At 62.9% G+C, this 22,175-nt stretch carries 25 protein-coding genes; 20 read left to right on the top strand and 5 right to left on the bottom strand.

What is annotated here, in order from left to right:
- The first annotated feature begins 4 nt into the window (after window positions 1-4).
- Complete coding sequence (locus tag ACN6KF_RS10120; RefSeq protein ID WP_434956720.1) at window positions 5-538, top strand: universal stress protein; 534 nt, start codon at window positions 5-7, stop codon at window positions 536-538.
- Between the two features lie 72 nt (window positions 539-610).
- Here the strand turns inward: ACN6KF_RS10120 and ACN6KF_RS10115 are convergent, their stop codons facing one another.
- Window positions 611-1,906, bottom strand: a complete 1,296-nt coding sequence (locus tag ACN6KF_RS10115; protein ID WP_434956719.1) for a COG3904 family protein — start codon at window positions 1,904-1,906, stop codon at window positions 611-613.
- 284 nt (window positions 1,907-2,190) lie between these two features.
- On the opposite strand from ACN6KF_RS10115, the gene ACN6KF_RS10110 reads away from it, so the two are divergent.
- The 4 genes from ACN6KF_RS10110 to ACN6KF_RS10095 are packed head-to-tail and all read left to right on the top strand — an operon-like array spanning window position 2,191 to window position 5,163.
- On the top strand, window positions 2,191-3,345 hold the full coding sequence (locus ACN6KF_RS10110) for a caspase family protein (protein WP_434956718.1): 1,155 nt from the start codon (window positions 2,191-2,193) through the stop codon (window positions 3,343-3,345).
- 8 nt (window positions 3,346-3,353) lie between these two features.
- Window positions 3,354-4,127 (top strand): M15 family metallopeptidase, encoded by a 774-nt coding sequence (locus tag ACN6KF_RS10105; protein WP_434956717.1) that lies wholly within the window; start codon window positions 3,354-3,356, stop codon window positions 4,125-4,127.
- 11 nt (window positions 4,128-4,138) lie between these two features.
- Window positions 4,139-4,648 carry a SixA phosphatase family protein gene (locus ACN6KF_RS10100; protein ID WP_434956716.1) on the top strand — a complete coding sequence of 170 codons (510 nt, stop codon included), beginning with the start codon at window positions 4,139-4,141 and terminating at the stop codon, window positions 4,646-4,648.
- A 56-nt stretch (window positions 4,649-4,704) separates the two neighbouring features.
- Entirely contained in the window at window positions 4,705-5,163 is a 459-nt protein-coding gene (locus ACN6KF_RS10095; RefSeq protein WP_434956715.1) for a YccF domain-containing protein, read from the top strand.
- A gap of 36 nt (window positions 5,164-5,199) precedes the next feature.
- On the opposite strand, the gene ACN6KF_RS10090 is transcribed toward ACN6KF_RS10095, so the two are convergent.
- On the bottom strand, window positions 5,200-6,321 hold the full coding sequence (locus tag ACN6KF_RS10090; RefSeq protein ID WP_434956714.1) for an aminotransferase: 1,122 nt from the start codon (window positions 6,319-6,321) through the stop codon (window positions 5,200-5,202).
- Window positions 6,322-6,419: 98 nt separating this feature from the next.
- Between ACN6KF_RS10090 and ACN6KF_RS10085 the strand changes: the two genes are divergently transcribed.
- The 9 genes from ACN6KF_RS10085 to ACN6KF_RS10045 all read left to right on the top strand — a co-directional run bounded on the left by ACN6KF_RS10085 (window position 6,420) and on the right by ACN6KF_RS10045 (window position 13,101).
- The gene (locus tag ACN6KF_RS10085) at window positions 6,420-6,962 is read left to right on the top strand and encodes a helix-turn-helix domain-containing protein (RefSeq protein ID WP_434956713.1); all 543 of its coding nucleotides are present in this window, start codon (window positions 6,420-6,422) and stop codon (window positions 6,960-6,962) included.
- Between the two features lie 188 nt (window positions 6,963-7,150).
- Window positions 7,151-8,626: a YcjX family GTP-binding protein gene (locus ACN6KF_RS10080; RefSeq protein WP_434956712.1), complete on the top strand. Its 1,476-nt coding sequence runs from the start codon at window positions 7,151-7,153 to the stop codon at window positions 8,624-8,626.
- A 7-nt stretch (window positions 8,627-8,633) separates the two neighbouring features.
- Window positions 8,634-9,656, top strand: coding sequence for a YcjF family protein (locus ACN6KF_RS10075; RefSeq protein WP_434956711.1), 1,023 nt, complete (start codon window positions 8,634-8,636; stop codon window positions 9,654-9,656).
- 115 nt (window positions 9,657-9,771) lie between these two features.
- The gene (gene dksA, locus ACN6KF_RS10070) at window positions 9,772-10,191 is read left to right on the top strand and encodes an RNA polymerase-binding protein DksA (RefSeq protein WP_068290966.1); all 420 of its coding nucleotides are present in this window, start codon (window positions 9,772-9,774) and stop codon (window positions 10,189-10,191) included.
- Between the two features lie 235 nt (window positions 10,192-10,426).
- Window positions 10,427-10,882, top strand: coding sequence for a hypothetical protein (locus tag ACN6KF_RS10065; RefSeq protein WP_434956710.1), 456 nt, complete (start codon window positions 10,427-10,429; stop codon window positions 10,880-10,882).
- A gap of 69 nt (window positions 10,883-10,951) precedes the next feature.
- Complete coding sequence (locus ACN6KF_RS10060) at window positions 10,952-11,452, top strand: copper chaperone PCu(A)C (protein WP_434956709.1); 501 nt, start codon at window positions 10,952-10,954, stop codon at window positions 11,450-11,452.
- Window positions 11,453-11,466: 14 nt separating this feature from the next.
- Window positions 11,467-12,063, top strand: coding sequence for an SCO family protein (locus tag ACN6KF_RS10055; RefSeq protein ID WP_149254955.1), 597 nt, complete (start codon window positions 11,467-11,469; stop codon window positions 12,061-12,063).
- Window positions 12,060-12,506 (top strand): c-type cytochrome, encoded by a 447-nt coding sequence (locus ACN6KF_RS10050; protein WP_434956708.1) that lies wholly within the window; start codon window positions 12,060-12,062, stop codon window positions 12,504-12,506. The genes ACN6KF_RS10055 and ACN6KF_RS10050 overlap by 4 nt, the downstream gene beginning before the upstream one ends.
- 166 nt (window positions 12,507-12,672) lie before the next feature.
- Window positions 12,673-13,101 (top strand): CBS domain-containing protein, encoded by a 429-nt coding sequence (locus ACN6KF_RS10045; protein ID WP_434956707.1) that lies wholly within the window; start codon window positions 12,673-12,675, stop codon window positions 13,099-13,101.
- A gap of 241 nt (window positions 13,102-13,342) precedes the next feature.
- Here ACN6KF_RS10045 and ACN6KF_RS10040 read toward each other — a convergent pair whose 3' ends face one another.
- On the bottom strand, window positions 13,343-14,269 hold the full coding sequence (locus ACN6KF_RS10040; protein WP_434956706.1) for a LysR substrate-binding domain-containing protein: 927 nt from the start codon (window positions 14,267-14,269) through the stop codon (window positions 13,343-13,345).
- A gap of 117 nt (window positions 14,270-14,386) precedes the next feature.
- Here ACN6KF_RS10040 and ACN6KF_RS10035 point away from each other — a divergent pair, with 117 nt between their 5' ends.
- From ACN6KF_RS10035 to ACN6KF_RS10025, 3 genes are read left to right on the top strand one after another with little or no spacing between them, the layout of a single operon-like run.
- On the top strand, window positions 14,387-14,782 hold the full coding sequence (locus tag ACN6KF_RS10035) for a tautomerase family protein (RefSeq protein ID WP_434956705.1): 396 nt from the start codon (window positions 14,387-14,389) through the stop codon (window positions 14,780-14,782).
- On the top strand, window positions 14,779-15,177 hold the full coding sequence (locus ACN6KF_RS10030; protein ID WP_434956704.1) for a cupin domain-containing protein: 399 nt from the start codon (window positions 14,779-14,781) through the stop codon (window positions 15,175-15,177). The genes ACN6KF_RS10035 and ACN6KF_RS10030 overlap by 4 nt, the downstream gene beginning before the upstream one ends.
- A 10-nt stretch (window positions 15,178-15,187) precedes the next feature.
- Window positions 15,188-15,769 (top strand): DUF4865 family protein, encoded by a 582-nt coding sequence (locus ACN6KF_RS10025; RefSeq protein ID WP_434956703.1) that lies wholly within the window; start codon window positions 15,188-15,190, stop codon window positions 15,767-15,769.
- 63 nt (window positions 15,770-15,832) lie between these two features.
- Here ACN6KF_RS10025 and ACN6KF_RS10020 read toward each other — a convergent pair whose 3' ends face one another.
- Window positions 15,833-16,843, bottom strand: a complete 1,011-nt coding sequence (locus ACN6KF_RS10020) for a patatin-like phospholipase family protein (protein WP_434956702.1) — start codon at window positions 16,841-16,843, stop codon at window positions 15,833-15,835.
- A 179-nt stretch (window positions 16,844-17,022) separates the two neighbouring features.
- On the opposite strand from ACN6KF_RS10020, the gene parC reads away from it, so the two are divergent.
- Window positions 17,023-19,272 carry a DNA topoisomerase IV subunit A gene (gene parC, locus ACN6KF_RS10015; RefSeq protein ID WP_434956701.1) on the top strand — a complete coding sequence of 750 codons (2,250 nt, stop codon included), beginning with the start codon at window positions 17,023-17,025 and terminating at the stop codon, window positions 19,270-19,272.
- A gap of 59 nt (window positions 19,273-19,331) precedes the next feature.
- Here parC and ACN6KF_RS10010 read toward each other — a convergent pair whose 3' ends face one another.
- On the bottom strand, window positions 19,332-20,453 hold the full coding sequence (locus tag ACN6KF_RS10010) for a glycosyltransferase family 61 protein (protein WP_434956700.1): 1,122 nt from the start codon (window positions 20,451-20,453) through the stop codon (window positions 19,332-19,334).
- 253 nt (window positions 20,454-20,706) lie between these two features.
- Between ACN6KF_RS10010 and ACN6KF_RS10005 the strand changes: the two genes are divergently transcribed.
- Both ACN6KF_RS10005 and ACN6KF_RS10000 read left to right on the top strand, forming a co-directional pair.
- Entirely contained in the window at window positions 20,707-21,489 is a 783-nt protein-coding gene (locus tag ACN6KF_RS10005; protein WP_434956699.1) for a L,D-transpeptidase, read from the top strand.
- A 154-nt stretch (window positions 21,490-21,643) separates the two neighbouring features.
- Window positions 21,644-22,174 (top strand): CDP-alcohol phosphatidyltransferase family protein, encoded by a 531-nt coding sequence (locus ACN6KF_RS10000; RefSeq protein WP_434956698.1) that lies wholly within the window; start codon window positions 21,644-21,646, stop codon window positions 22,172-22,174.
- Window position 22,175 lies beyond the last annotated feature (1 nt).

Raw genomic sequence — 22,175 nt, 5'->3', positions numbered from 1 at the left:
CAAGATGTTCAAGTCGATCGTTGTTCCTGTCGATATTGCGGATCTGAAATTGGCCAAACTCGCCATCGACAGCGCAGTGAAACTTGCCGATACCGCCGGCGCGACGCTGACCCTGGTCCATGTCGTGCCGATCATGCCTTTGATGATGCTGGATACGGTGCCCGTGAGCTTTGAAGGCGAAGTCGCCGAAAAGGCAAAGGGATCCCTCGCCGATCTGGCCCGCACGGTGTTGCTGCCGGGTGGCCAGGTGCAGAGCGTTGTGCGGATCGGCGGTATCTATCACGAAGTGCTGGCAATTGCCGAGGAGCAGCATGCCGATCTCGTGGTGGTCGGTTCGCATCAACCCAGTGTGGCGACCTACCTGCTCGGCTGCAATGCGAGCGCCATCGTCCGCCATTCCGGTTGCTCGGTGCTGGTCATTCGCGAAGAGAAGCCGCATGCCGAGGAGACCGCCCAGGAGACTGCCGACGTACCGTCGCATTTCGCCTCGGTTGACGATGCCATGCGGGCAGCCTGGGACGCCGACAAGCTACATTGAAGCTTGAGCCGAGGCTCCGAGAGGATTTGGCGTCCTGAGATAGCGGGCGCCCATGCGTCCGCGCATCGCTATTCAAGCGCCGCAGGCAGCCATGGCGTCGTCGAGCGTCTTCGAGGCGCCCTCGGTGGGGACTGCCTCGGAACGGCCGACGGGCTCACCGGCCTTGTTGAGCACGGCAACGGTGAGATTGCCGCTTCTAGGCAGATCCTTGACATCCTTGGCGGCGAGCAGAGCGGCAACGCTCTGCTCGCCATTTCCGGCGGCCCCAACGCTGTCGATTGCAATCTGGCGTCCGGCAATCCTCAGCGAGCGGGCCGACACGGCAGCGGCACGCATGCGCTCGAGATCGAGTGGCGCTAGCGCCTTGAAGGAGAGTTCGAGACGTGCCGTCTTGTTGTCGCGGCAGGCGAGGGCGACACGGAATTGCTCGCTGGCAAATTCCGCGGTTGCCGGCAGGCCCACGGCCTGGATGAGGGTCCAGCGGCCATGGTTGGCCGACGGGGTGCCGGGCGAGGTCTTGAGCCCCACGCTCGGCTTGGCGACGGCGGCCATGGGCTGGTCGGTCCCGCCGCCACCAAGCAGGCTGGAAGCCGTGACAGGTTCATCGGAGGCCGGCAGCAGAGCCGTGGCGACCCCGACCGGGATCCACTGGCTTTCGGGCAGGACGTCGAGGCTGTTGAACGGGGTGCGCAGGGTGGTGGTGAAGAAGGCTTCGTTCACCCCCATATTCTTGACGAAATCATAGACGCTGACGACCTCTCGGCCATAGTCGCGCACGATCTGCCCCATTTCGCGGGCATCAAAGCTCTCGCCGTCGGTGAATTGCGGCGAGAATTGATGCACGCCCACCTTCGAGCCGGGCACGACGAAACGCGCCGTGCCGCCAAGCATCACCATGGTGCAGGCTGAGAAGCAGCCCGCCTGATTGAAGACAGCCTGACCGCGCTGAAGGCGTGCCTGGCCGATCACAGTCGTCCACCCGGCCTTGCGGATGCGGCGTCCCATGATCAAGGCAGGCTGCACCTTGCCGCCGATCGATTCGAAGGCAATGACCACCTTCGGCGCATCGGCGGGCGGCAATTGCCCGTCCGCAGGTTCCGCCGGCAGGACGCCGCTCAGGCGGTTCTGCGAGAGGAAGACAGAGAAATTTCGCGAAGTTTCGTCAACGACCTGGCCCGAGGCGTTGATCACCACGCATCCCGGGCAGGATTTGCCGGACGCGACGATGCTGAATTGCATGGGCTGGGACTCATCGCCCGCCTGAACCGTACCGGTCGCTGCAAACAGGGCGAGAACCGCGAGGCTGGCCGGTGTGCCCGGCCGTGGCATGAATTGTTTCGCAATGGCGGCTGCCTGGCGCAAATCCACGGCCTCTCCGATCCCGTACACAACACTTGGGTGGCAGCCTTCATGGCCGCAAGCGCTGCTTCGTTGCAAGGATGAAATCGGCGAAATTGCCTTGAATCATGAGACGGTTGGAGGGCGTGACAATCCTGCCACAGGCATCTGCCCGAAAAATTGTGCGGCGGGAACCGGCACATCTCGATGTGCCTTTTCGCGCGTTCGATGTGTTAACAAAAAGTGATACTCTGCCAAGGTGGGGCAGGACCGGTCGGACCATGATGATGCGACGTTTTATGTGGAGTCTTTTTTTGCTCGCCGGCTTGCTAGTCGGGGGCGAGGCTCTGGCGGCCCAGAAGGCGGCTTTGGTGATCGGCAACAGTGCCTATCGCTCGGTGACGCCGCTGGTGAACCCGGCCAATGACGCCAACGACATGGCGGCGGCGCTGGGGCGGATCGGCTATGCGGTGACCCTTGTCAAGGACGGCGACCTGTCGGCGATGAATGACGGGCTCAGGGCGTTCCTGCGCGATGCCGATCATGCCGACAGCGTGGTGGTTTTCTATTCGGGCCATGGCGTGCAGGTGAAGGGTCGCAATTACCTCGTCCCGGTCTCGGCCAAGATCTCGGACGAGCTCGATCTGGATACCCAGACCCTGTCCTTGGACAAGCTTCTGGAACTGGTCGACAGCGCGGCGCCGAAGGTGAAGATCGTGATCCTGGATTCGTGCCGGGACAATCCCCTGACGCGCCAGCTGACGCGGGGGGCTGGTACACGCGGGCTGGCGCGCATCGATCTCGACGCCTCCTCGGCCAAGGGCACGCTGATCGCCTTTTCGACGGCGCCGGGCTCGGTGGCCCAGGATGGCAGCGGGCGCAACTCGCCCTTCACCACGGCGCTGCTCGCTCATATGGAGACGCCCGGCCTCGACATCCGCCAGATGTTCGGCCAGGTCAGGGCCGATGTCGACCAGTCGACCCAGGGCAGCCAGACCCCCTGGGTGAACGAGGCCATCATCGGTTCCTTCGCCATGGCCGGAAAGATGGAGACGCCTCAACCTGTCAAGGCGATAACGGTCGAACCTCAGGCGAATTCTCAGCCTGTAACGCAACCCGCTGTCGAGCCTCAACCTCAGCCTCAGGCGCAGCCGGAATTCCAGCAGCAGGCTGCGGTGGAGCCGGTTGACCCCGCACCTGCGCCCCGCAACAGTCAGGTTGAATTCATTTTGCCGGAATCAGGGACCAGGCGATTGAACTGGAATGATATTTCGGGCCTGTCGGGGCAGCAATTGCGCCTAGCCCGCAACGAGATCTATGCGCGCCGTGGGCGCTATATGAAGGACACGCAATTGCGCGCCTATTTCTCCCAATTCTCCTGGTATCGTCCCTGGACCTGGGATATCGAACTCAGCGCCGTCGAGAAAGCCAATGTCGCTCTGATCCAGCGCGCCGAGGCTGGCCAATGAGACGTGTCATGCGGACCGGAATGCTGGCTTTCGTGATCTCGACAGCCTTTGCGTCGGCGGCGCTGGCCGATACCGACTTGGATGCCCTGGTGGCGGCCTATCCCGATTTCATCGCCGGCTATGACGCCAAGGATCTCATCCTGAAGAACGGCCAGCACATTGCACTTTCGAACGGTCTCGCCAGCAAGACGCCGGAACAGCGCATTGAAAAGGCCGATATCCGCGACATGTTCGCCATGCCCTATACGCTTGGGGTGCATTACAAGCAGCCGGCCACGCCGGCCGACGATCCCGGCCGTGCCCGCAACCAGGCACTGTTCGATGCCATGTATGGAGACTGCACGAAAGGGCAGGTCAAGCTCAAGACAATCCAGTGGCTGCCCGGCTTGGGAGGCGGCACGCTACGCGTGGCTACGGCCAATGGCGTTGCCGATCGGCTGGAGGCCGTCTCGCGTGATCTTGAAGCGCTGCCAGCCAAATTCCACGTCTATCTCAAGCCTTCGGCGGGAACCTTCAACTGCCGCGTGATCGCCGGCACCTCGCGCATGAGCATGCACGCCTATGCCGCGGCGATCGACATCAATGTGAAGTTCACCGATTATTGGCGCTGGGGCGGTGCCAAGAAGGAGACGGACAAGGTCTCCTACAAGAACCGCATCCCGATGGAGATTGTCGAGGTTTTCGAAAAGCACGGCTTTATCTGGGGCGGAAAGTGGTACCATTACGATACCATGCATTTCGAATATCGGCCTGAAATCATTGCATTGTCGAAGAAATCTTAAGTGAATGATCAATGAAACGCCTGATGTTGCTGCGGCATGCGAAATCCGATTATCCCGCCGGCGTTTCCGACCATGAGCGTCCGCTCGCGCCGCGGGGGCAGCGTGATGCGCCGCGCATGGGGCGGGAGATCGCACGGCGCAGCCTGTTGCCTGATCATGTGATCGCCTCGACCGCGCGCCGCACGCGCGAGACGCTGACCCTGATCGAGGGCAGCCTGGGCCCACACACGCTGCATTTCGAGCGGGCGATCTATGAGGCGCCGCCGGAAGCGATATTGCGCGTCATCCGGACGGTGGCGCCCGAGATAGGGACCCTGCTGGTCGTCGGACATAATCCCGGCCTGGAGCAGGTCGCGGCTTTCCTGACGAGAGGAGCGGGGACTGTGGCCGATCCGCTCAGCGGCAAATTTCCTACCGCTGCCCTTGCCGTTCTCGACTTCGAGATCGGCGACTGGAACGAAATTGCCGGTCATCAGGGCTCTCTAGCCCTGTTTCTCACGCCCAAAGCGCTGGATCGCTAGAGCGTTTTAGGTCGAGTAATTTAGCAGCAAGTTCAGTGGATTGGAAGGATAGGCTGATGCGATTGATCGGAAACCTGATCTGGTTCGTCTTTGGTGGTATCTTCCTGGGTATCGCCTGGTTTCTGCTCGGCCTGCTCGCCTTCATCACCATTGTCGGCATTCCTTGGGGGCGGGCCTGCCTGACGATTTCGAACTTCTGCTTCTTTCCGTTCGGGCGCGAGGCGATCAGCCGGCGGGAGCTCTACCAGAAGGACGATATCGGCACCGGCGGCTTTGGCTTGATCGGGAACGTGATCTGGTTCGTCTTCGCCGGCCTCTGGCTGGCGATCGGCCATGTCTGCTCGGCGCTGTTCTGCTTCATCACCGTCATCGGCATTCCCTTCGGCATCCAGCACCTCAAGCTTGCCGGCATCGCTATCGCACCGATCGGGCAGACCATCGTCTCCAGGGAGGTGGCCGAGGCCGCCCGGCGCAGCAGCGCGCACGCGCGGGTGGAGGTGCTGAGGCGACGGTAGGCTGGAAATGCCGATAATGTTCGCTATGGCAGGGCTTTAGTCGAACTCTTTCAGAAACTCGCTCACGCGAGTGAGGCCCTCCCGCAGGACCGCGCTGCCATTGGCGTAGCCGATGCGCAGATATCCCTCCATGTCCATGGCGCTGCCGGGCGTGAACAACACACCGGTGCGTTCCAGCAGGCGGATGCAGAAGGCTTCCGAGGCGACGGGAAGGTCGTATTTCAAGAGGGCCGTGGTGCCCGAGCGCGGCTTGAGATAGCTGATCCGCGGCTGCTCCGCGACCCAGGCATCGAGGATGGCGAGGTTGCCGCGCACGATCGAACGGCTGCGCGCCAGGACCTTGTCACGGTTCTCCAGCGCCATGGTAGCGAAATGATCGTCGATCATGCCGACACTGATGGTGTTGTAGTCGCGGTGGATGGAGACGGCGTGGATGAGGTCGACGGGGCCAGCGATCCAGCCGAGGCGCAGGCCCGCCAGCGAATAGGCCTTGGACATGCTGGCGGTGCTGATGCCCTTCTCATAGAGATCAGCCATGGAGGCGGTGAAGCCGTCGCCCTCCTGGTCGATGCCGCGATAGACCTCGTCACATAGCACATAGGCGCCGCAAGCACGGGCGATGGCGGCGATCTCGGTCAGGAAGGCCTCGTCCATCAGCGCGCCCGTGGGATTGTTGGGATTGTTGATGGCGATCAGCTTGGTGCCGGGCAGGGCGAGGCGACGCAGTTCTTCGAGATCGGGCAGGAAGCCGTTCTCCTCGCGCAGTTTCAGGATCTGCACGTCGGCGCCATAGCTGGCGGGAATCGAATAATGCTGCTGATAGGTCGGCAGCACCGAGATCACGCGGTCGCCCGGCTCGACCAAGGTTTCGTGCACGAGGGCGTTGGCGCCGATCGCGCCGTGGGCCACCACGATATTCTCGATTTTCTGCCTGGCATAGGTCGCCGCAATGCTGGCGCGCAGCCTCTCGCTGCCCTCGATGGCACCATAGGTCATCTTCATGGCCAAGAGGTCGTCGAGCGCGCTCTGGGGCTTGCCGGCGATCTCCAGCAATTGCGCGATCGTCAGGGATTCGACGCAAGTCTCCGCCAGATTGTGCGAACAATGGTTCTCATACCCATTCATCCAGATCTCGACGCCGAAATTGCGAATCTTCATGACCGATTGCCGCCTTGCCTGTTGCGCATTATATTGCGCATTCGTATGTGCATTATATTGCGCAGTCAAGGGACGAAGATGGCAAGGATGAGGATGGAATGACGGACGTGCTCGTCCATGTCGGAGCCAATGTCAGGCGCCTGCGCGCCGCGGCGGGGTTGAGCCAGGCGGCCCTTGCCGAGACCAGCGGCCTCAGCCGGCGGCTGATCGTCGCGGTGGAGGCGGGGGACGCCAATATCTCGCTGGCCAATCTCGACCGGCTGGCCGGAGTCCTCGGCGTGGACTTCGGGGCGATCGTCCGCGATCCTGGCCAGGCCGGCAATCAGCGTGTCGATCAACTCGGCTGGCGTGGGGCGCATCCCGGCAGCAGGGCTGCCTTCTTGGGCGCCGCTCCGGCGCGGCAGGCGGCCGAGCTCTGGATTTGGAGCCTCGGCCCGGGAGACCGCTACAATGCGCTGCCGGACGCCGATGGGTGGCGCGAGATGCTCTATGTCACCGAGGGGACGCTGACGGTCGAGACCGGAGGAGGGAACCACGTCGTCCCGGCCGGGGATTTCCTCATCTTCGACAGCGCGCAGTCCTACAGCTATGTGAACGCCGGGGAGACCGTCGTGCGTTTCGTGCGCAACGTGGTGTCTTGACAGTCCCCAGCCTGCACGCGCCTGTCTCCACGAGCGGACAAGATGTCCGCGGTCCCGGCCGCGGTGTTTTTGGGCGCGAGCCTTCCTCGGTTTGCGGGGCAATGCCCAGGCTGGGCGACAGCCATGATTGTAGCGTTTCGACTGTCATGCTGGAATTTTGCCGCACTTGCCCCTAAGTGATGCGGACCATGCCGCCACAAGCTCCCTCCTGGATGTCCGTGTTCGACGAAGCGCTGATCGCGGCCAAGAGCCTGGCGGGCTTCGCCGCGTCGAGTTTCAATCCCACCGTCCGCCTCGGCGTCACCGGCCTTTCGCGTGCCGGCAAGACCGTGTTCATCACGGCTTTGGTGCAGGCCCTTGTCGAGGGCGGACGCCTGCCGGTGTTTCGCGCCCAGGCCGAGGGTCGCATCGCCAATTCCTCGCTGTCGCCGCAGCCGGACGATACAGTGCCTCGTTTTGACTATGAGGCCCATCTCACCGATCTCACCGGGCCGGGGCGGCATTGGCCCGATTCTACACGCCAGATCTCGGAACTGCGCCTGGTCATCGATTTCCAGTCGAACCGGCGCTTTGCCACGGGCATGTCGCGGCTGACCCTTGATATCGTCGATTATCCCGGCGAATGGCTGCTCGACCTGCCGCTGCTGAATATGAGCTACGCCGAATGGTCGGCGCAGACGATAGCCGCCAGCCGCGAGGGATCGCGTCTCGCCATCGCCGGTCCCTGGCATGACATGCTGGCCAGGCTCGATCCTGCTGCCGCGGAGAACGAGACCCTGGCGCGCGAGGCGGCGGCGCTCTTCACGGCCTATCTCAAGGCTGGGCGCGACGAGCGCTTCGCGCTCTCGACCCTGCCGCCGGGCCGCTTCCTGCTGCCGGGCGATCTCGAAGGTTCGCCGGCCCTGACCTTTGCACCGCTCGACCTTTCCAAGGCCGGGGAAGCACAATCGGGCTCCCTCCATGCCATGATGGAGCGGCGTTTCGAGGCCTATAAGCACAAGATCGTGCGGCCCTTCTTCACGCATCACTTCGCCCGGCTCGATCGTCAGATCGTGCTGGTCGACGCGCTTTCTGCGCTCAATGCCGGTCCCCAGGCGGTGCACGATCTCGAAACCGCCCTGACATCGGTGCTGTCGGCCTTTCGGGTCGGGGCCAATAGCTGGTGGTCGGCGATCTTCCGGCCGCGCATCCAGAAGATCCTGTTCGCGGCGACCAAGGCAGACCATCTGCATCACACCAGCCATGACCGTCTCGAGGCGATCCTGCGCAAGATGGCAGATGGCGCGATCGGCCGGGCCGCCTTTTCGGGCGCCAGCGTAGATGTGGTGGCGCTCGCCTCCATCCGCGCGACGCGGGAAGCCAGCGTCAAGCAGGGCCGCGAAAACCTGCCCTGCATCATTGGCACGCCCATGGCCGGCGAACGCTCGGCCGACGAGGTCTTTGACGGTGAGGCCGAGATCGCGGTGTTTCCGGGTGAATTGCCCGAGGACCCCGACGCGGTCTTCTCGGGTACTGGCTTCAACGGCCTCGAAAACCTGCGGGAAGGCGGGGTCGACTATCGTTTCATCCGCTTCCGCCCGCCCAGACTGGAAGAAGGACAGATCTTTCCCCATATTCGCCTGGATCGGGCGCTCGAATTCCTGGTCGGCGATAAACTGGCGTGAGTGAATAATGACGGAACCCCGCAAGCCGCGTGCCTTCCGCCTCGACGATCCCAATGTGGTGATGGCCGATACGCCAGTGGCGGCGGCGATGCGGCGCGGCCACGTGGTGGTGACGCCCGAACCGGAGGCGTTCGAGGAGGAAGTTGCCGAACCCGCGCCACAACGGCCTCGCCGTTCGCGTTGGGGCACCTTGTTCTGGTCGGCCGTGGGCGGACTGGTCTCGCTCACCGTCGGTCTGTCGCTCGCCAAGTTGGTCGACGATCTCTTCTCCTATGCAAACTGGCTCGGCTGGCTCGGCGCTGCCTTGACCGGGCTTGCGGCGTTGGCTTTCGCGGTCATCGCCATTCGGGAACTGACCGGCCTGATGCGCCTGTCGCGCATCGAACATCTGCACGATCGGGCGATGCTGGCCATTGCCAAGGATGATCGCGAGGCGGCGCGCGGCCTGTCGCGTGATCTCGTCAAGCTCTATGCCGCCAGTCCCCGCATGGCCCGGGCCCGTGCGGCGGTGGAGGCGGCGGCGGGCGATATCGTCGATGGCGCCGATTTGATCAGGGTCACCGAGCGTGAGCTGATGGGGCCGCTCGATGCCGAGGCCCGGCAGATCATCGCCGATGCGGCCAAGCGGGTGTCGCTGGTCACCGCTGTGAGCCCGCGTGCTCTGGTCGACATGTTTTTCGTGAGCGCGGAGACGCTGCGCGTGATCCGGCGGCTGGCGACGCTCTATGGCGGCCGGCCGGGTGGCATCGGCATGATGCGGCTCCTGCGCCATGCCCTCGGCAATCTCGCTGTCACCGGCGGAATGGCCGCCGGTGATTCCCTGATCAGCCAGGCGCTTGGCCACGGCTTGGCCTCGCGGATATCAGCCAAGCTGGGCGAGGGGGTCCTGAACGGTATCCTTACGGCGCGCCTCGGACTGGCGGCAATGCTGGCGACACGGCCGATGCCCTTCGATGCCCTGCCGAGGCCGGGCGTGACGGATGTCGCCGGCGGCCTCATTCTAAAGAGCAAGGAGGACGCCACCCCCTAAGCCATGTGCACAACTTTATCGTTTTCAACGAATCGGTGACAACGAAGATCATTGTCGTGGCGCGTCACTGAGACTATAGACCTCTCGCCCAGTAGCGGAGTGTTGGGATTCTTACATGACTTCATTGAGTGTAGATACCAATTATCGGCCGACTGACGACGAGCCTTTCATGAACGAGCGTCAGCGGGACTATTTCCGGCGCAAGCTCAATGCCTGGAAGCTCGACATCCTGCGCGAGGCGCAGGATACCATCGCCAATCTGCAGGCCGAAAACGAGAACCACCCCGATCTAGCCGATCGTGCATCTTCGGAAACGGATCGCGCCATCGAATTGCGGGCCCGGGATCGTCAGCGCAAGCTGATCTCTAAGATCGAGGCGGCACTTGCCCGCATCGAGGACGGATCCTACGGCTTTTGCGAGGAAACGGGTGAACCGATCTCGCTCAAGCGCCTCGATGCCAGGCCAATCGCGACCTTGTCGCTGGAAGCCCAGGAACGGCATGAGCGTCGTGAGCGTGTCTATCGCGACGACTAGAGCGTTCTGCGATCCGGGAATTGACCTGGATCACAGAAGCTGTCGAAACGAGGAGATAGAGCAAGGAAGCGCTACCGTTAAAATGCGCGCTTTGCTCTGGAACTTTGACGACTGCCGGTCTTCTCGGTGCCATCAAGAGATGGAGCTGAGAAGACCGGCATTTTTGTTTTTCGGGACCCATATCAGCCGGCGCGCGCCTTGATCGCACGGTAGGGACGCTCATTTCTGAGCGCCCGTGCCGCGAATTGCCCTGCGGCGGCTCATGCGCCACGGCGCCGCCTTGACTTTCAAGCGCCGCTCGGCTGCATATGCCGCCATGGTTCCGTCCCGCCTCGCCCCGTTGCTGCGGCAATGTCTTGCCGCACTGCTTGCTCTTGGGCTGCTGCTCAACGGCATGGGTGGCGCCCTCGCGCTGGAGGGCGGCCGGGACGGCGCCGCGACCGTCGTCATCGCGGGCACCGTCGTTACCATCTGCCAGTTTGGCGACGGCGATGCCGGTGACAGGGCGCATGGCGGCCATTCCTGTGACCAGTGTGCCCTGCGTCTGGCTCCGACCTTGCCGACGATCCTGGCGGTTGCCAGCATCGTCCGCTTCCCACAGGCCTTCAAATTCCTCCCGACACGGGCATTCCTGGCGCTGGTCCCGCAGGACCGCCGACAGGCCTGGCCACGCGGGCCGCCATTGAGCTGAACGGTTCACCATTTTCGCCAGTCCTTCCCCACAGCCTGCAAGGCTGTTCGATACCGTTCAGGTTTTTCCATGAAGCTCGTTTCATTTGCTGGCGCCCGGATACTCAGTGTTCTGGTGCTCACCTCCACGCTCGCCTCCGCGGCCCTCGCCCATGACTACAAGGCTGGCACGCTCCAGATCGCCCATCCCTGGACGCGAGCCACCCCGCAGGGGGCACCGGTCGCAGGCGGCTACACTGCTATCGAGAATACGGGCGATCAGCCCGACAGGCTGATCGGCGGCAGTTTCTCGGCATCCTCCGGCTTTTCGATCCACCAGATGTCGAACCAGGATGGCGTCATGAAGATGGCGCCCGTTCAAGGCGGGCTCGAAATTCCCGCTCACGGCAAGGTTGAACTCAGCCCGTCATCCTTCCATCTGATGTTCACCGGGCTCAAGCAGCAGCTCAAGCCCAACCAGTCCATCGACGGCACGCTGGTGTTCGAGAAAGCCGGTACGGTGTCCGTGAAGTTCAAGGTCGAGGCCATCGGTGCCAAGCAGCCGGCCGAGGCCGACCACAGCAACCATTGAGACGGGAGGCGTTCATGACTCTCAAATCCAATCGTCTCCAGTTGGTGGTTCTCGTCGCGCTGCTCGCCGTGCTGGCGGCAGCCGGGGTGCTGGCGCTGCAGAGCATGGGTGGCAAGCCGACAGCCCAGTCCAGCTTCATCGGTGGTGATTTCAGCCTGACCAATCAGGACGGCAAGCCGGTGACCCAGGCCAACTTCCTGGGTAAGCCGACCGCTTATTTCTTCGGCTACACCAATTGCCCTGATGCCTGCCCGACCACGCTGACCGACATGACCGATCGCCTCAAGGCGCTCGGACCGGACGGAGACAAGTTCAACGTGGTGTTCGTCTCGGTGGACCCGGCGCGCGATACACCCCAACTGCTCAAGACCTATCTGGAGAGCTTCGACCCGCGCATCACCGCCGCCACCGGCACCCCCGAGCAGGTGGCCGACATCATCAAGAAGTTCCGTGTCTACGCCAAGAAGGTCGGGGAGGGGGACGGCTACACCTTCGACCATTCCACGGCGGTCTATCTGATGAACGCCAAGGGTGAATTGGTGACGCTGATCGACTACCAGGCCCCCCGTGAGGAGGCGCTGGAAAAGATGCGCCGCGCGCTCACCTCGTGAACAGGACTGTCTGGTTCGGCCTGGCCGCGGCGCTTGGTGGTGTCGCGGTCGGGACCTTCATTGCCTTGCGTTCGGCCGGCGAGGTCGCGGCGCCTCCGCCGTCTGCCCAGGTCGTGGCCGACATCCGCCCGCCGGAGGCGACGTTCGACCCGGTGTTCGAACCCTGCGCGCACTGCCATCAGATCGGACGCGGGGCGCGCTCCGCGACGGGACCGATCCTGCAGGGTCTTGCGAACCGCAAGGCCGGCACACTGCCCGGCTATCCCTTCTCGCCGGCGATGCAGGCAAGCGGGCTGACCTGGGACGCCGCCACGCTCGATCGCTTCATCGCGGCGCCGCAGGCCGTGGTACCCGGCACACGCATGATCTATGCCGGGATGGATGATGTCGAACGGCGCAAGGCCCTCGTCGAGTTCATTCTGAGGGCGGGTTCAGGTTCCTGAGGGCAGAGACCGTAAATCGATTCACTGCTTGGTTGCATTTGAACCAACCCCTTGCGCGATGGGCGAGCAGACGCCATCATCTTAGATGGGGCTGGTCGTCCCTCGTCGGGATTCTCCCCCAAGATCAAGACGCTGCAGGCGCACGTTCAGTCTGAGGAGAGTATCTATGACTGTTGCACAGATCCTGAAGGGCAAGGGCCGCGACATCGTCGCTCTGTCGCCGGACGCCACCATTGCCGAAGCTTCGCGGACGCTCGCCGAAAAGCGCATCGGCGCAGTGTTGATCACCCACAAAAATGGCAGCATCGCCGGAATCCTGTCGGAGCGCGATGTCGTGCGCGCATTGGCCAAGGCCTCGGCCGAGGGGTTCGAACATCCCGTATCCAAGCATATGACGGCCAAGGTCGAAACCGTTCACGAGCAGGACACCATTCCCCACATCATGGAGAGGATGACGGCCGGCAAGTTCCGTCACATGCCGGTGGTCGAAAATGGCTTGCCGGTCGGCATCGTTTCGATCGGCGACGTGGTGAAGTTCCGCCTGGCCGAAATGGAAGCGGAAGCCAAGGCGATGCGCGAATATATTACGGCCTAAAGCCAATGTGGTTCACGCAGGCGTCGTCACGCTTGCACCACCTTTGTCATTGCCGGGCTTGATCCGGCAATCCGGTTCCGTGGCTTCTGAATAGCCGGATCAAGCCCGGCTATGACAAATCGGAGCGCCTTCCCCCAAAGTGAACTGCATTGGGCCTTCGTGTTTGCGAGCCGGCGCAATCGTCCCCAAACGCAGGGATGCCTTGAAGGAGCAGACGTCAGCGCGATTTGCTCCGGGATCGTCAGGCGACTTTTTTGGGCAGGAGAGGCTGGCTCAGGCTCTCCCGCATGATCTCGCTCAGCCGGTCGGTGGCAGCATTGTGCTGTGCCTGCGTGCGATGCAATAGCAGCGGTAATGTCGGCAATCGCAACGGCAACCCACTTTCCTCGCCGAGCGTGGCAAGATGGCTCGGCAGGCCGATCTCGGTACGCAAGGTTACGCCCAGTCCACTCGAGATCGCCGCCCAAAGACCGGCGAGGCTGGTGCTGGTCACCGCGATGCGCCAGGCAATGCCGGCGCGGTCGAGCGTCTCGGTCGCAACGCTACGGAACAGGCAGGGAGCCTCGAACATTACCAGCGGCAAAGGTTCATCCGGCCCTGCCTGTCGATCGCCGGGCCGCCACCCGGAGAGTCCGTCTCGATGGCCGATCCACCGCATCGCGATGTCGGCGAGATGCTCGCCGGCCATGGCGGCCGGAGCCTCCCTCGTCTGATCGCCCCAGGCGATGGCGAGGTCGAGTTCGGCGCTGGCGATGCGTTTCAACAGGTCGGCATTGCGGGCAAGCCGGGTTTCGATGCGCGTTTTGGGGTGAGCTCGTGCGAAACGGCCGAGAATTTGCGGCAGCAATGTCTCTCCGAGATCCTCCTGCACACCGAAGCGGACATGGCCGGCAAGATCGGCACCGCCCAGAGCCGATACCGCCTCGTCGTTGAGGGCGAGCAGCCGGCGTGCATAGGTCAGCAGCGTCTCGCCTGCCTCGGTCAGCGCCAGGCCGCGGCCGGCCTTGCGGAACAGGGCCGTTGCCGCCTGCTCCTCCAATTTCTTGAGCTGGGCGCTGACAGCGGAGGTGGAACGGCCGAGATGTTCGGCCGCGCGGGCATAGCTGCCCAGTTCCATACCGGTGACGAAGCTGCGCAGCACGTCGATGTCGAAATTGACCAGGCGCACGATAATCGTCCTATTTTTCAGGATTAAATATCAAATATTTCCTGATTTTCAGGATGAATATGCGATGACATGATGTGCGGGTCAAGGCAGCAGGCCTTGCAGTTGAGGACATTCGTCATGCCTTTCGCCCGCATCTCGCTCCGCAAGGGAAAATCCCCCGATTATCTCCGCACTCTGTCGGACAATCTGCATCGCGCCTTGGTCGAAGCCTTCGAGGTTCCGCAGGCCGACCGTTTCCAGATCATCGAGCAACTCGATCCGGAAGCGCTGATCTATGATCGTGGCTATTTCAGCGGCGAGCGTTCCGATGATTTCGTGCTCATCGCCATCACGGCGGGGCGCCCGCGCAGCACGGCGGTGAAGCAGCAATTCTACCGGCATGCGGTGCAGTTGCTCACGCAGGCGCCGGGCCTGCGGCCCGACGACGTCATGATCGTCATCACTACCACCGAGCGAGACGGCTGGTCCTTCAGCAACGGCCTCACGCAGATGGTGGAAGAGGTACCCGCATGAACCCGCCGGGCCTACCCAATGAGATGACCGTAATCCGGGCCGGCGAGGCGATAGAGAACGCGCCGGACAACATCGCATCCGCCACCTTCCGGGTGGAGCATCTGATCGCGGGCGAGCAGGACGGCGAGCCTACCGCGATGCGTGCCATGCTGGATGCTGGCGTGCGTACGCATTGGCACAGCCATCCTCGGGGGCAATTGCTGCTGGCGGTGAGCGGCAGCGGCCTGGCGCAACGGCGCGACGGCCCGCTCGTCGAACTCAGCCCGGGCGACGCGGTCTGGTTCGCGCCCGGTGAATTGCATTGGCATGGGGCTGGAGAGGCCGATGCCTTCATCTATGTCAGCGTCCAGGCGCTGCAGGATGGCCGTGCCGTGCAATGGCACGAGCCGGTGTGAGGAGGCTCAAATGGAAGCCATGCACTATGTCATCACGTTGCCGGCCGATTACGACATGGGGATCATCCGTGCCCGCGTAGCCAGCAAGGGCCCCTTGCTCGACGATTTTCCGGGACTGGGGATCAAGGCCTATCTGATCCGGGAAAAGGGCGTGCGCGGCTCTGCCGTCAACCAATATGCGCCCTTCTATCTGTGGGCCTCGCCGGAAGGCATGGGCCGGTTCCTGTGGGACGGCGGCGGCTTTGCCGGCCTTGTCGCTACCTTCGGCCGGCCGTCGGTGCGGCACTGGGAAGGCATCTCATGCCTGTCTGGCCCGTCGTCTCTGTCGGAGGCACGCTTTGCAACGCTAAGGGAACAGATGATCGCGGCGGAGATTGATCCGGCCGGCGCCATTGCCGAGGCACGCGAGCGGTTGACCATCGAAGCCGCGCGGGATGGAAGCTGTCTGTCGGCCCTGGCGGTCGATCCCACCGAGTGGAAGCTGGTGGTCTTTCAGCTATGGGCCGGCGAGCCGCCTGAGGAAGCAGGAACGGCCTTTCAAGTGCTGCATCTGTCACGACCCGGTGTTGGCGAACTGACCGCAACCGAATGAGGCCACGGACCATGCTGCTGTCCATCAGGGCAGGTTTGGGGCGATCACCCTCCCGCCGATGATCTACGCCAAGGCTTCCATGGTTTCCTTGATGTCGTCGAGGGACTTCAAGGTGGCCTCGGCACCCATGTCGATGGCCTCCGCGGCGCGATGGAAGTCGAAGGGCGAGATGCGTCCAAGGCGCGGTCCGATCGAAACATCGGGCGGGTCGCCGGCGAGCCGTGAGCGCGAGATGCGATCCTGGGTGATGTTGAAGGCCTCCATCATCACCGTGTGGATGCCGGGGGAGGTGCGGCGCTGACGCTCCTCGCGCTGTCTGGCGAAGCCGAATCTGCGGCGGACCATCGACGTGGCAGCGCCGAAGCCGTTGCGTTTGGGCACGGGAGGATCGTCCATTTCGGATGAGGTGGCGCCGAAGGTATGGATGACGCCGCCGCGGCCGGTCAGCTCGCCATTGAGATTGACCGCGATCACTGCCCGGGCGCCAAGAGCGCGTGCGGCGGAGACGGGCACGGGGTTGACCAACGCGCCGTCCATCAGCCAGCGCCCACCGACGCGCACGGGCTCGAAAATGCCGGGCAGGGCATAGGAGGCCCGCATGGCGGTGACCAGATTGCCGCGCGTCAGCCAGATTTCATGGCCTGGGCCGATCTCGGTGGCGATCGCGACGAAGGGAATGCGCAGGTTTTCGATCTGCACACCATCGAGCCCGTTCTGCAGGAGAAGGGCCAGCTTGGTGCCGGACATCAGGCCGCTGCCACCGAAATTGAGATCGAGAAAATTGAGAACCCGGCGCTTGGTGAGACTGCGAGCCCAATCTTCGATGTCGTCGAGCCTGCCGGCTATATAGCAGCCGCCAACCACGGCTCCGATCGAGGTGCCAGCTATCACGTCGACGTCATAGCCCGCCTCGACCAGCACACGGATCACGCCGATATGGGCAAATCCCCGTGCAGCGCCGCCGCCGAGGGCAAGACCCAGAACAGGGCGCGGCGGCTTGACGATTTCGTTCTTCGGAGGCGGAGGCAATTCCGCCACGTTACCCTGACCTCGCCACGGCAAACTCTGAAACATGATGCATTCCTGACCCGAGAAATACGCCACTGGAACCGATAAGGATATGGGCAATCCATCCGGATAGAACAGGGATGGCACCCTTAATGGCGCTACAATAGCACGTGATCGGGCGATTTGCCCTGTATCATAAGGTCTACGACTTGCCCCGAATCAGGCATTTTCGGTAAGTCAACCGCATGGATGAGATGGACGATCCGCCGGAAGGCGATGGAGTCAGGACGGTCAATCTGCGCTCGGAGCTCGAGCAGCGCTACCTTGCCTATGCGCTCTCGACGATCACGCAACGTGCCTTGCCCGATGCGCGCGATGGCTTGAAGCCGGTGCATCGGCGCATCTTGCATGCCATGCGCCTGCTGCGCCTCGATCCCGACCAGGCCTTCAAGAAATGCGCCCGCGTGGTGGGCGACGTCATCGGTAAATTCCACCCCCATGGCGACCAGGCCGTCTACGACGCGCTGGTCCGTCTGGCGCAGGATTTTGCCCAGCGCTATCCACTGGTGGACGGGCAGGGCAATTTCGGCAACATCGACGGCGATAATGCCGCTGCCTACCGCTACACCGAGGCACGGTTGACCGAAGTCGCCACGCTGATCCTGGAAGGGATCAACGAGGACGCCGTTGATTTCCGCCCGACCTATAATGGCGAGGATGAGGAACCGGTGGTGATGCCCGGCGCCTTCCCCAACCTGCTCGCTAATGGCGTGCAGGGCATCGCCGTTGGCATGGCCACCTCGATTCCTCCGCACAACGCCCATGAATTGTGCCAGGCGGCGCTGCACCTGATCGACAATCCCAACGCTTCCACCGCCGACCTCCTGCAGTTCGTCAAGGGACCCGATTTTCCCACCGGCGGCATCTGCGTGGAGAGCACCGGCTCGATCCAGGAAAGCTACCGCACCGGTCGTGGCGGTTTTCGGGTGCGCGCGCGCTGGCATAAGGAAGATCTCGGGCGTGGCACCTGGGTGATCGTGATCACCGAGATTCCATGGGCAGTGCAGAAAGGCCGCCTGATCGAGAAGCTGGCCGAGCTTCTCGAAGAGCGCAAGCTGCCACTGGTCGGCGACGTGCGCGATGAATCGGCGGAGGATGTCCGCATCGTCATCGAGCCAAAATCGCGCAATGTCGACGAGGCCGTGCTGATGGAATCGCTGTTCAAGCTCTCGGAGCTCGAAAGCCGCATTCCGCTCAACATGAACGTGCTGGTCGACGGCCAGGTGCCGCGTGTGCTCTCGCTCGGCGAGGCACTGCAGCAATGGCTCAGCCATCGCCGTGTCGTGTTGGTCCGCCGCTCCAAGTACCGCCTGGCCGCTGTCGAGAAGCGCATGGAGGTGCTGGCCGGCTATATCGTCGCCTATCTCAATCTCGACGAGGTCATCCGCATCATCCGCTACGAGGATGAGCCGAAGGACGAACTGATCAAGGCGTTCGACCTGACGGATGTGCAGGCCGAGGCGATCCTCAATATGCGCCTTCGCAATCTGCGTAAGCTCGAGGAGATGGAACTTCGGCGCGAGCATGACGATCTCGCCAAGGAAAAGACCGGCATCGAGAAGCTGCTGGCCTCCGAGGAGCTGCAATGGAAGACGGTGGGCTGGCAGGTCAGCGAAGTCGCCAAGAAGTTCGGCCCTGACACGCTGCTCGGCAAGCGCCGCACCGAGATCGATGCCTCCAAGGCGGGCACCATCGATCTGTCGACAGTGACCGAGGCGATGGTCGAGCGTGAGCCGATCACCGTGATCGTCTCGGAAAAGGGCTGGATCCGGGCCCAGAAGGGTCATCTCAGCGATCTCTCGGGGCTGAGCTTCAAGGCCGACGACCGGCTCAAGCTCGGATTCCAGTCCGAGACGACGGCCAAGCTCCTCATCCTCGCCACCAATGGCAAGGTCTATACGCTGGAGGCATCGAAGCTCCCGGGGGGGCGCAGCATGGGCGAGCCGATCCGCCTGATGGTCGATATCGACGAGGGCGCCGATGTCGTCGACGTATTCGCCTATCAGGGCGGACGCCGGCTGCTGATCGCGGCGACCGACGGACGCGGTTTCCTGGTGCCCGAAGACGATATTCTGGCCAATACCCGCAAGGGCAAGTCGGTGCTGAATGTCGATGCGCCGTCGGAAGCCAAGCTGATCGTGCCCGTCATCGGTGACACGGTCGCCGTGATCGGCGAGAACCGCAAGATGCTGGTGTTCCCGCTGCACCAGATCACCGAGATGTCGCGGGGTAGGGGCGTGCGGCTGCAGAAGTACAAGGACGGCGGGCTCTCCGACGTGCGTGTCTTCGACAAGGCGCAGGGGTTGACCTGGAGCGATTCCTCCGATCGGACCTGGACCGTCACCGACCTCGTCGAATGGACCGGAAATCGTGCCGATGCCGGGCGCCTGCCGCCTAAGGGCTTCCCCAAGAACAACCGGTTCACGGGCAAATAGGGGCTGTACCACAGCCTCTGGACCGTCTTGGACGGAGTCGGCCTCTCGGCCCGGATGCCTCAGTCGAGCAGCGATGTCACGCGATCGAGAAAGCTCTCGATGTCATCGGGGCTCGCGTCGATGGATATCGGCCTATCGGCGTTAGGCCAAAGGCATCCGCGGGTCAGGTAGAGTCCCGGCTGCTCGAAAACCTCGCCCAGTCGCATCTGGACCGCGTTCCAGTGCCCGATGCAGCCGATCACGGTTCCTGGCCCGGCAAAGACGGAGCCATGCATTGCCGAGCCATATTCGCCGATGAGAGCGCAGGCCTGCGAGAGCATTGCGATCTGATCGGGCAGGCTCAATTCTTCGGGGCGGATGACCTCGAAACCGCGCCGCCTGGCGTTCTCCTCAAAGAAATCCCGCTGCCTGAAAGGCCTGTTGGCCGAGGGGCCGGGCCCTCCTCGTGAAAGGCAGAGGCGTCGGCGAGCCTCCCCCGCAGCCGGGGCCAGCGACCTGTAGAACTCACGCATATAGGGGTGGAAGGTGTATTCGCCGGAAAAGCAGAATGTCGGTATCACCGCGCGCGCGAAGAGCAATCTCTCCTGTCCCGGTGCATAGCGCAGGATTGCATGCCGCGGGACGTTGCAGGCCGACAGCAGCAGGTCCTCGACCCAGGAAGGTGTGTCTTGGGGCAGCGGGATGATCCACTCGTCACGCAGCGGTGCGAGCAACTGGCTGGCAATGGAGACCCGCGGCAGGAATTCGGCGAGCCAATGGCCCCAGATGCCGTATCCAGGGCCGGCCACGACGAGGGCAGGGCGGTCGACTCGCCTTGCCGCTGCCTGCTCACCGAAACGCGAGGGAAAACCCGCATCGGCGCGCGCCACGGACAAGGCGACATTGGTCGACAGATTGGCATCGTCGACGACCTGACCGCCGTGGACGAGGATGCCGGGACGCCAAACCTCGATGTCGCGCAGCAGAAAACAGCCTATTGCATCGACCGTGGCTCGCGGCTTCTTCCAATGCAGGCCGTAAGCCCAGCCGGCCGTCCCGCCTTCGCCCAACATATGCGCGGGACAAGCCTTGGCGGCTTCCTGGGAGGGGCGAAATTGGAGAAAGCCGCGCCATTCCTGCGCTGCGGCCCCGCCAGGATCCGGCGTGGCCAGGGCGGATATTGGAAGCGTGACAAAGCTCATGGCGTGCTGCCCTCAAGGCGTGGGAGATGCCTTTGATGACGAACTCACGGCGAAGGGTACAAGATGCCTTTCCGCAAGGACGACCGATCCCATCTGAACGCATGCTGAACAAATGGTTAAAAAATAGCGACTTTCTGCCGCTGCTATTGCCACAATTACGCCCGTCGTTTCCGGGATTGTCACAGCCATCTTGCCTTGCATTGCTCTGCAGGGCGCAACCCCGGGCGTTCTTCCGGGACGTGTGGTTCTCGACATGACGATTGCAAGAAAAGCGCTTTTTCCCGCCCTGGCCCTCCTGATGATTGCAGGGACGGCCCATGCCCAAGAGTGGGGCGATCCTCCGGACGACGGCTATTATCAGGACGATGGCCTCTCCCGTCCGCGCCAGTGGCGGGAACCCCAGCCGACCTATCGGGCTGATCGGCGTTTCGAGGAACCCTACGACTACCAGGACGATCCCAATGGCTATTATGGCGATCAGGAGGGCGATGTGACGCCGGGCCGACGCCCCCAGCGTCAGGCCTCGATCGACCCGAACAGTATCTCGCCCAATCTCGATTCCGGCATCAAGGACGACGGCCAGGCGATGCTGGCCAGCTCGCCGATCCCACGCACGGTGGTGCCCTTCTCAGGCTACAGCCCCGGCACCATCGTGATCTCGACCAAGGAGAAGCGGCTCTATCTGGTGCAGGAGGATGGCACGGCGCTCAGATATGGCATTGGCGTCGGCAAGCAGGGCTTCACCTGGAAGGGCACCGAAACCATCAGCCGCAAGGCCGAATGGCCGAGCTGGACACCCCCCAAGGAAATGATCGCCCGGCGCCCCGAACTGCCCGATCGCATGGAAGGGGGCCTCAACAATCCTCTGGGCGCGCGGGCGCTCTATCTCGGTTCCACGCTCTACCGCATCCACGGCACCAACGAGCCGAACACTATCGGCCGGGCGGTGTCCTCCGGCTGCATTCGCATGGCCAATCCGGATGTCATGGATCTCTATGAGCGCGTCGGGGTGGGTGCCAAGGTCGTGGTGCTCTGAATTCCTAAAACGTTTTGCGATTTGAGGAAGTCGCCTGGAATCGCAACGGCGCGTCGAAGCAATGAACTAGGGAAAATAAGCGTTCAGGCATGAACGCTCTTTGTCTGGCGATCGCAGAGATGCCGGTTTCTTCGGGGTTTGCTACGATCCGATCATGACGATACCGAATCTGATCACCATCCTGCGCTTTTGTCTGGTGCCGCTGGCGGTATGGTGCATCGCCTCGGGAGCGTGGGGCTGGGCTTTCGCCATCTTTCTGACGGCGGGTATTTCCGATGGTGTCGACGGGTTCATCGCCAAGCGCTTCGACATGCGCAGCGAACTGGGAGCCATGCTCGATCCGCTGGCCGACAAGGCCTTGCTGGTCTCCATCTTCGTCACGCTGGGGATCGTCGGCGTGGTGCCCGCCTGGCTGGTGATCCTGACCGTGTTCCGTGATTTCATGATCATTGGCGCCGTGCTGGTGTCCTGGGTCATGAGCCAGCCGATACAGATCGCGCCGCTGATGCTCTCCAAGCTCAACACCGCGGTGCAGATCGCTTTCGTCGTCCTCGTGCTGTTCGCCAAGGGCACCGGATGGCCGTTTCCTTTCCTGATCGAAGTGGGGTCCATTCTGGTCACGCTCTTGACCATTGCGTCGGCTGCCGCCTATCTGCGCCAGTGGCTCAACCATATGGCCGGATGAA

The organism is Labrys methylaminiphilus subsp. lupini, assembly GCF_051161885.1.
GTDB lineage: Bacteria > Pseudomonadota > Alphaproteobacteria > Rhizobiales > Labraceae > Labrys.
This window is presented reverse-complemented; position numbering and strand designations above follow the sequence as displayed.

Bases quoted from the DNA above. Each gene is read 5' to 3' on its own strand.
- ACN6KF_RS10120 (WP_434956720.1), top strand. From the start codon at position 5: ATGTTCAAGTCGATCGTTGTTCCTGTCGATATTGCGGATCTGAAATTG.
- ACN6KF_RS10105 (WP_434956717.1), top strand. From the start codon at position 3,354: ATGCGGACCGGAATGCTGGCTTTCGTGATCTCGACAGCCTTTGCGTCG.
- ACN6KF_RS10100 (WP_434956716.1), top strand. From the start codon at position 4,139: ATGAAACGCCTGATGTTGCTGCGGCATGCGAAATCCGATTATCCCGCC.
- ACN6KF_RS10095 (WP_434956715.1), top strand. From the start codon at position 4,705: ATGCGATTGATCGGAAACCTGATCTGGTTCGTCTTTGGTGGTATCTTC.
- ACN6KF_RS10090 (WP_434956714.1), bottom strand. From the start codon at position 6,321: ATGAAGATTCGCAATTTCGGCGTCGAGATCTGGATGAATGGGTATGAG.
- ACN6KF_RS10085 (WP_434956713.1), top strand. From the start codon at position 6,420: ATGACGGACGTGCTCGTCCATGTCGGAGCCAATGTCAGGCGCCTGCGC.
- ACN6KF_RS10080 (WP_434956712.1), top strand. From the start codon at position 7,151: ATGCCGCCACAAGCTCCCTCCTGGATGTCCGTGTTCGACGAAGCGCTG.
- ACN6KF_RS10075 (WP_434956711.1), top strand. From the start codon at position 8,634: ATGACGGAACCCCGCAAGCCGCGTGCCTTCCGCCTCGACGATCCCAAT.
- dksA (WP_068290966.1), top strand. From the start codon at position 9,772: ATGACTTCATTGAGTGTAGATACCAATTATCGGCCGACTGACGACGAG.
- ACN6KF_RS10060 (WP_434956709.1), top strand. From the start codon at position 10,952: ATGAAGCTCGTTTCATTTGCTGGCGCCCGGATACTCAGTGTTCTGGTG.
- ACN6KF_RS10055 (WP_149254955.1), top strand. From the start codon at position 11,467: ATGACTCTCAAATCCAATCGTCTCCAGTTGGTGGTTCTCGTCGCGCTG.
- ACN6KF_RS10045 (WP_434956707.1), top strand. From the start codon at position 12,673: ATGACTGTTGCACAGATCCTGAAGGGCAAGGGCCGCGACATCGTCGCT.
- ACN6KF_RS10035 (WP_434956705.1), top strand. From the start codon at position 14,387: ATGCCTTTCGCCCGCATCTCGCTCCGCAAGGGAAAATCCCCCGATTAT.
- ACN6KF_RS10030 (WP_434956704.1), top strand. From the start codon at position 14,779: ATGAACCCGCCGGGCCTACCCAATGAGATGACCGTAATCCGGGCCGGC.
- ACN6KF_RS10025 (WP_434956703.1), top strand. From the start codon at position 15,188: ATGGAAGCCATGCACTATGTCATCACGTTGCCGGCCGATTACGACATG.
- ACN6KF_RS10020 (WP_434956702.1), bottom strand. From the start codon at position 16,843: ATGTTTCAGAGTTTGCCGTGGCGAGGTCAGGGTAACGTGGCGGAATTG.
- parC (WP_434956701.1), top strand. From the start codon at position 17,023: ATGGATGAGATGGACGATCCGCCGGAAGGCGATGGAGTCAGGACGGTC.
- ACN6KF_RS10010 (WP_434956700.1), bottom strand. From the start codon at position 20,453: ATGAGCTTTGTCACGCTTCCAATATCCGCCCTGGCCACGCCGGATCCT.
- ACN6KF_RS10005 (WP_434956699.1), top strand. From the start codon at position 20,707: ATGACGATTGCAAGAAAAGCGCTTTTTCCCGCCCTGGCCCTCCTGATG.
- ACN6KF_RS10000 (WP_434956698.1), top strand. From the start codon at position 21,644: ATGACGATACCGAATCTGATCACCATCCTGCGCTTTTGTCTGGTGCCG.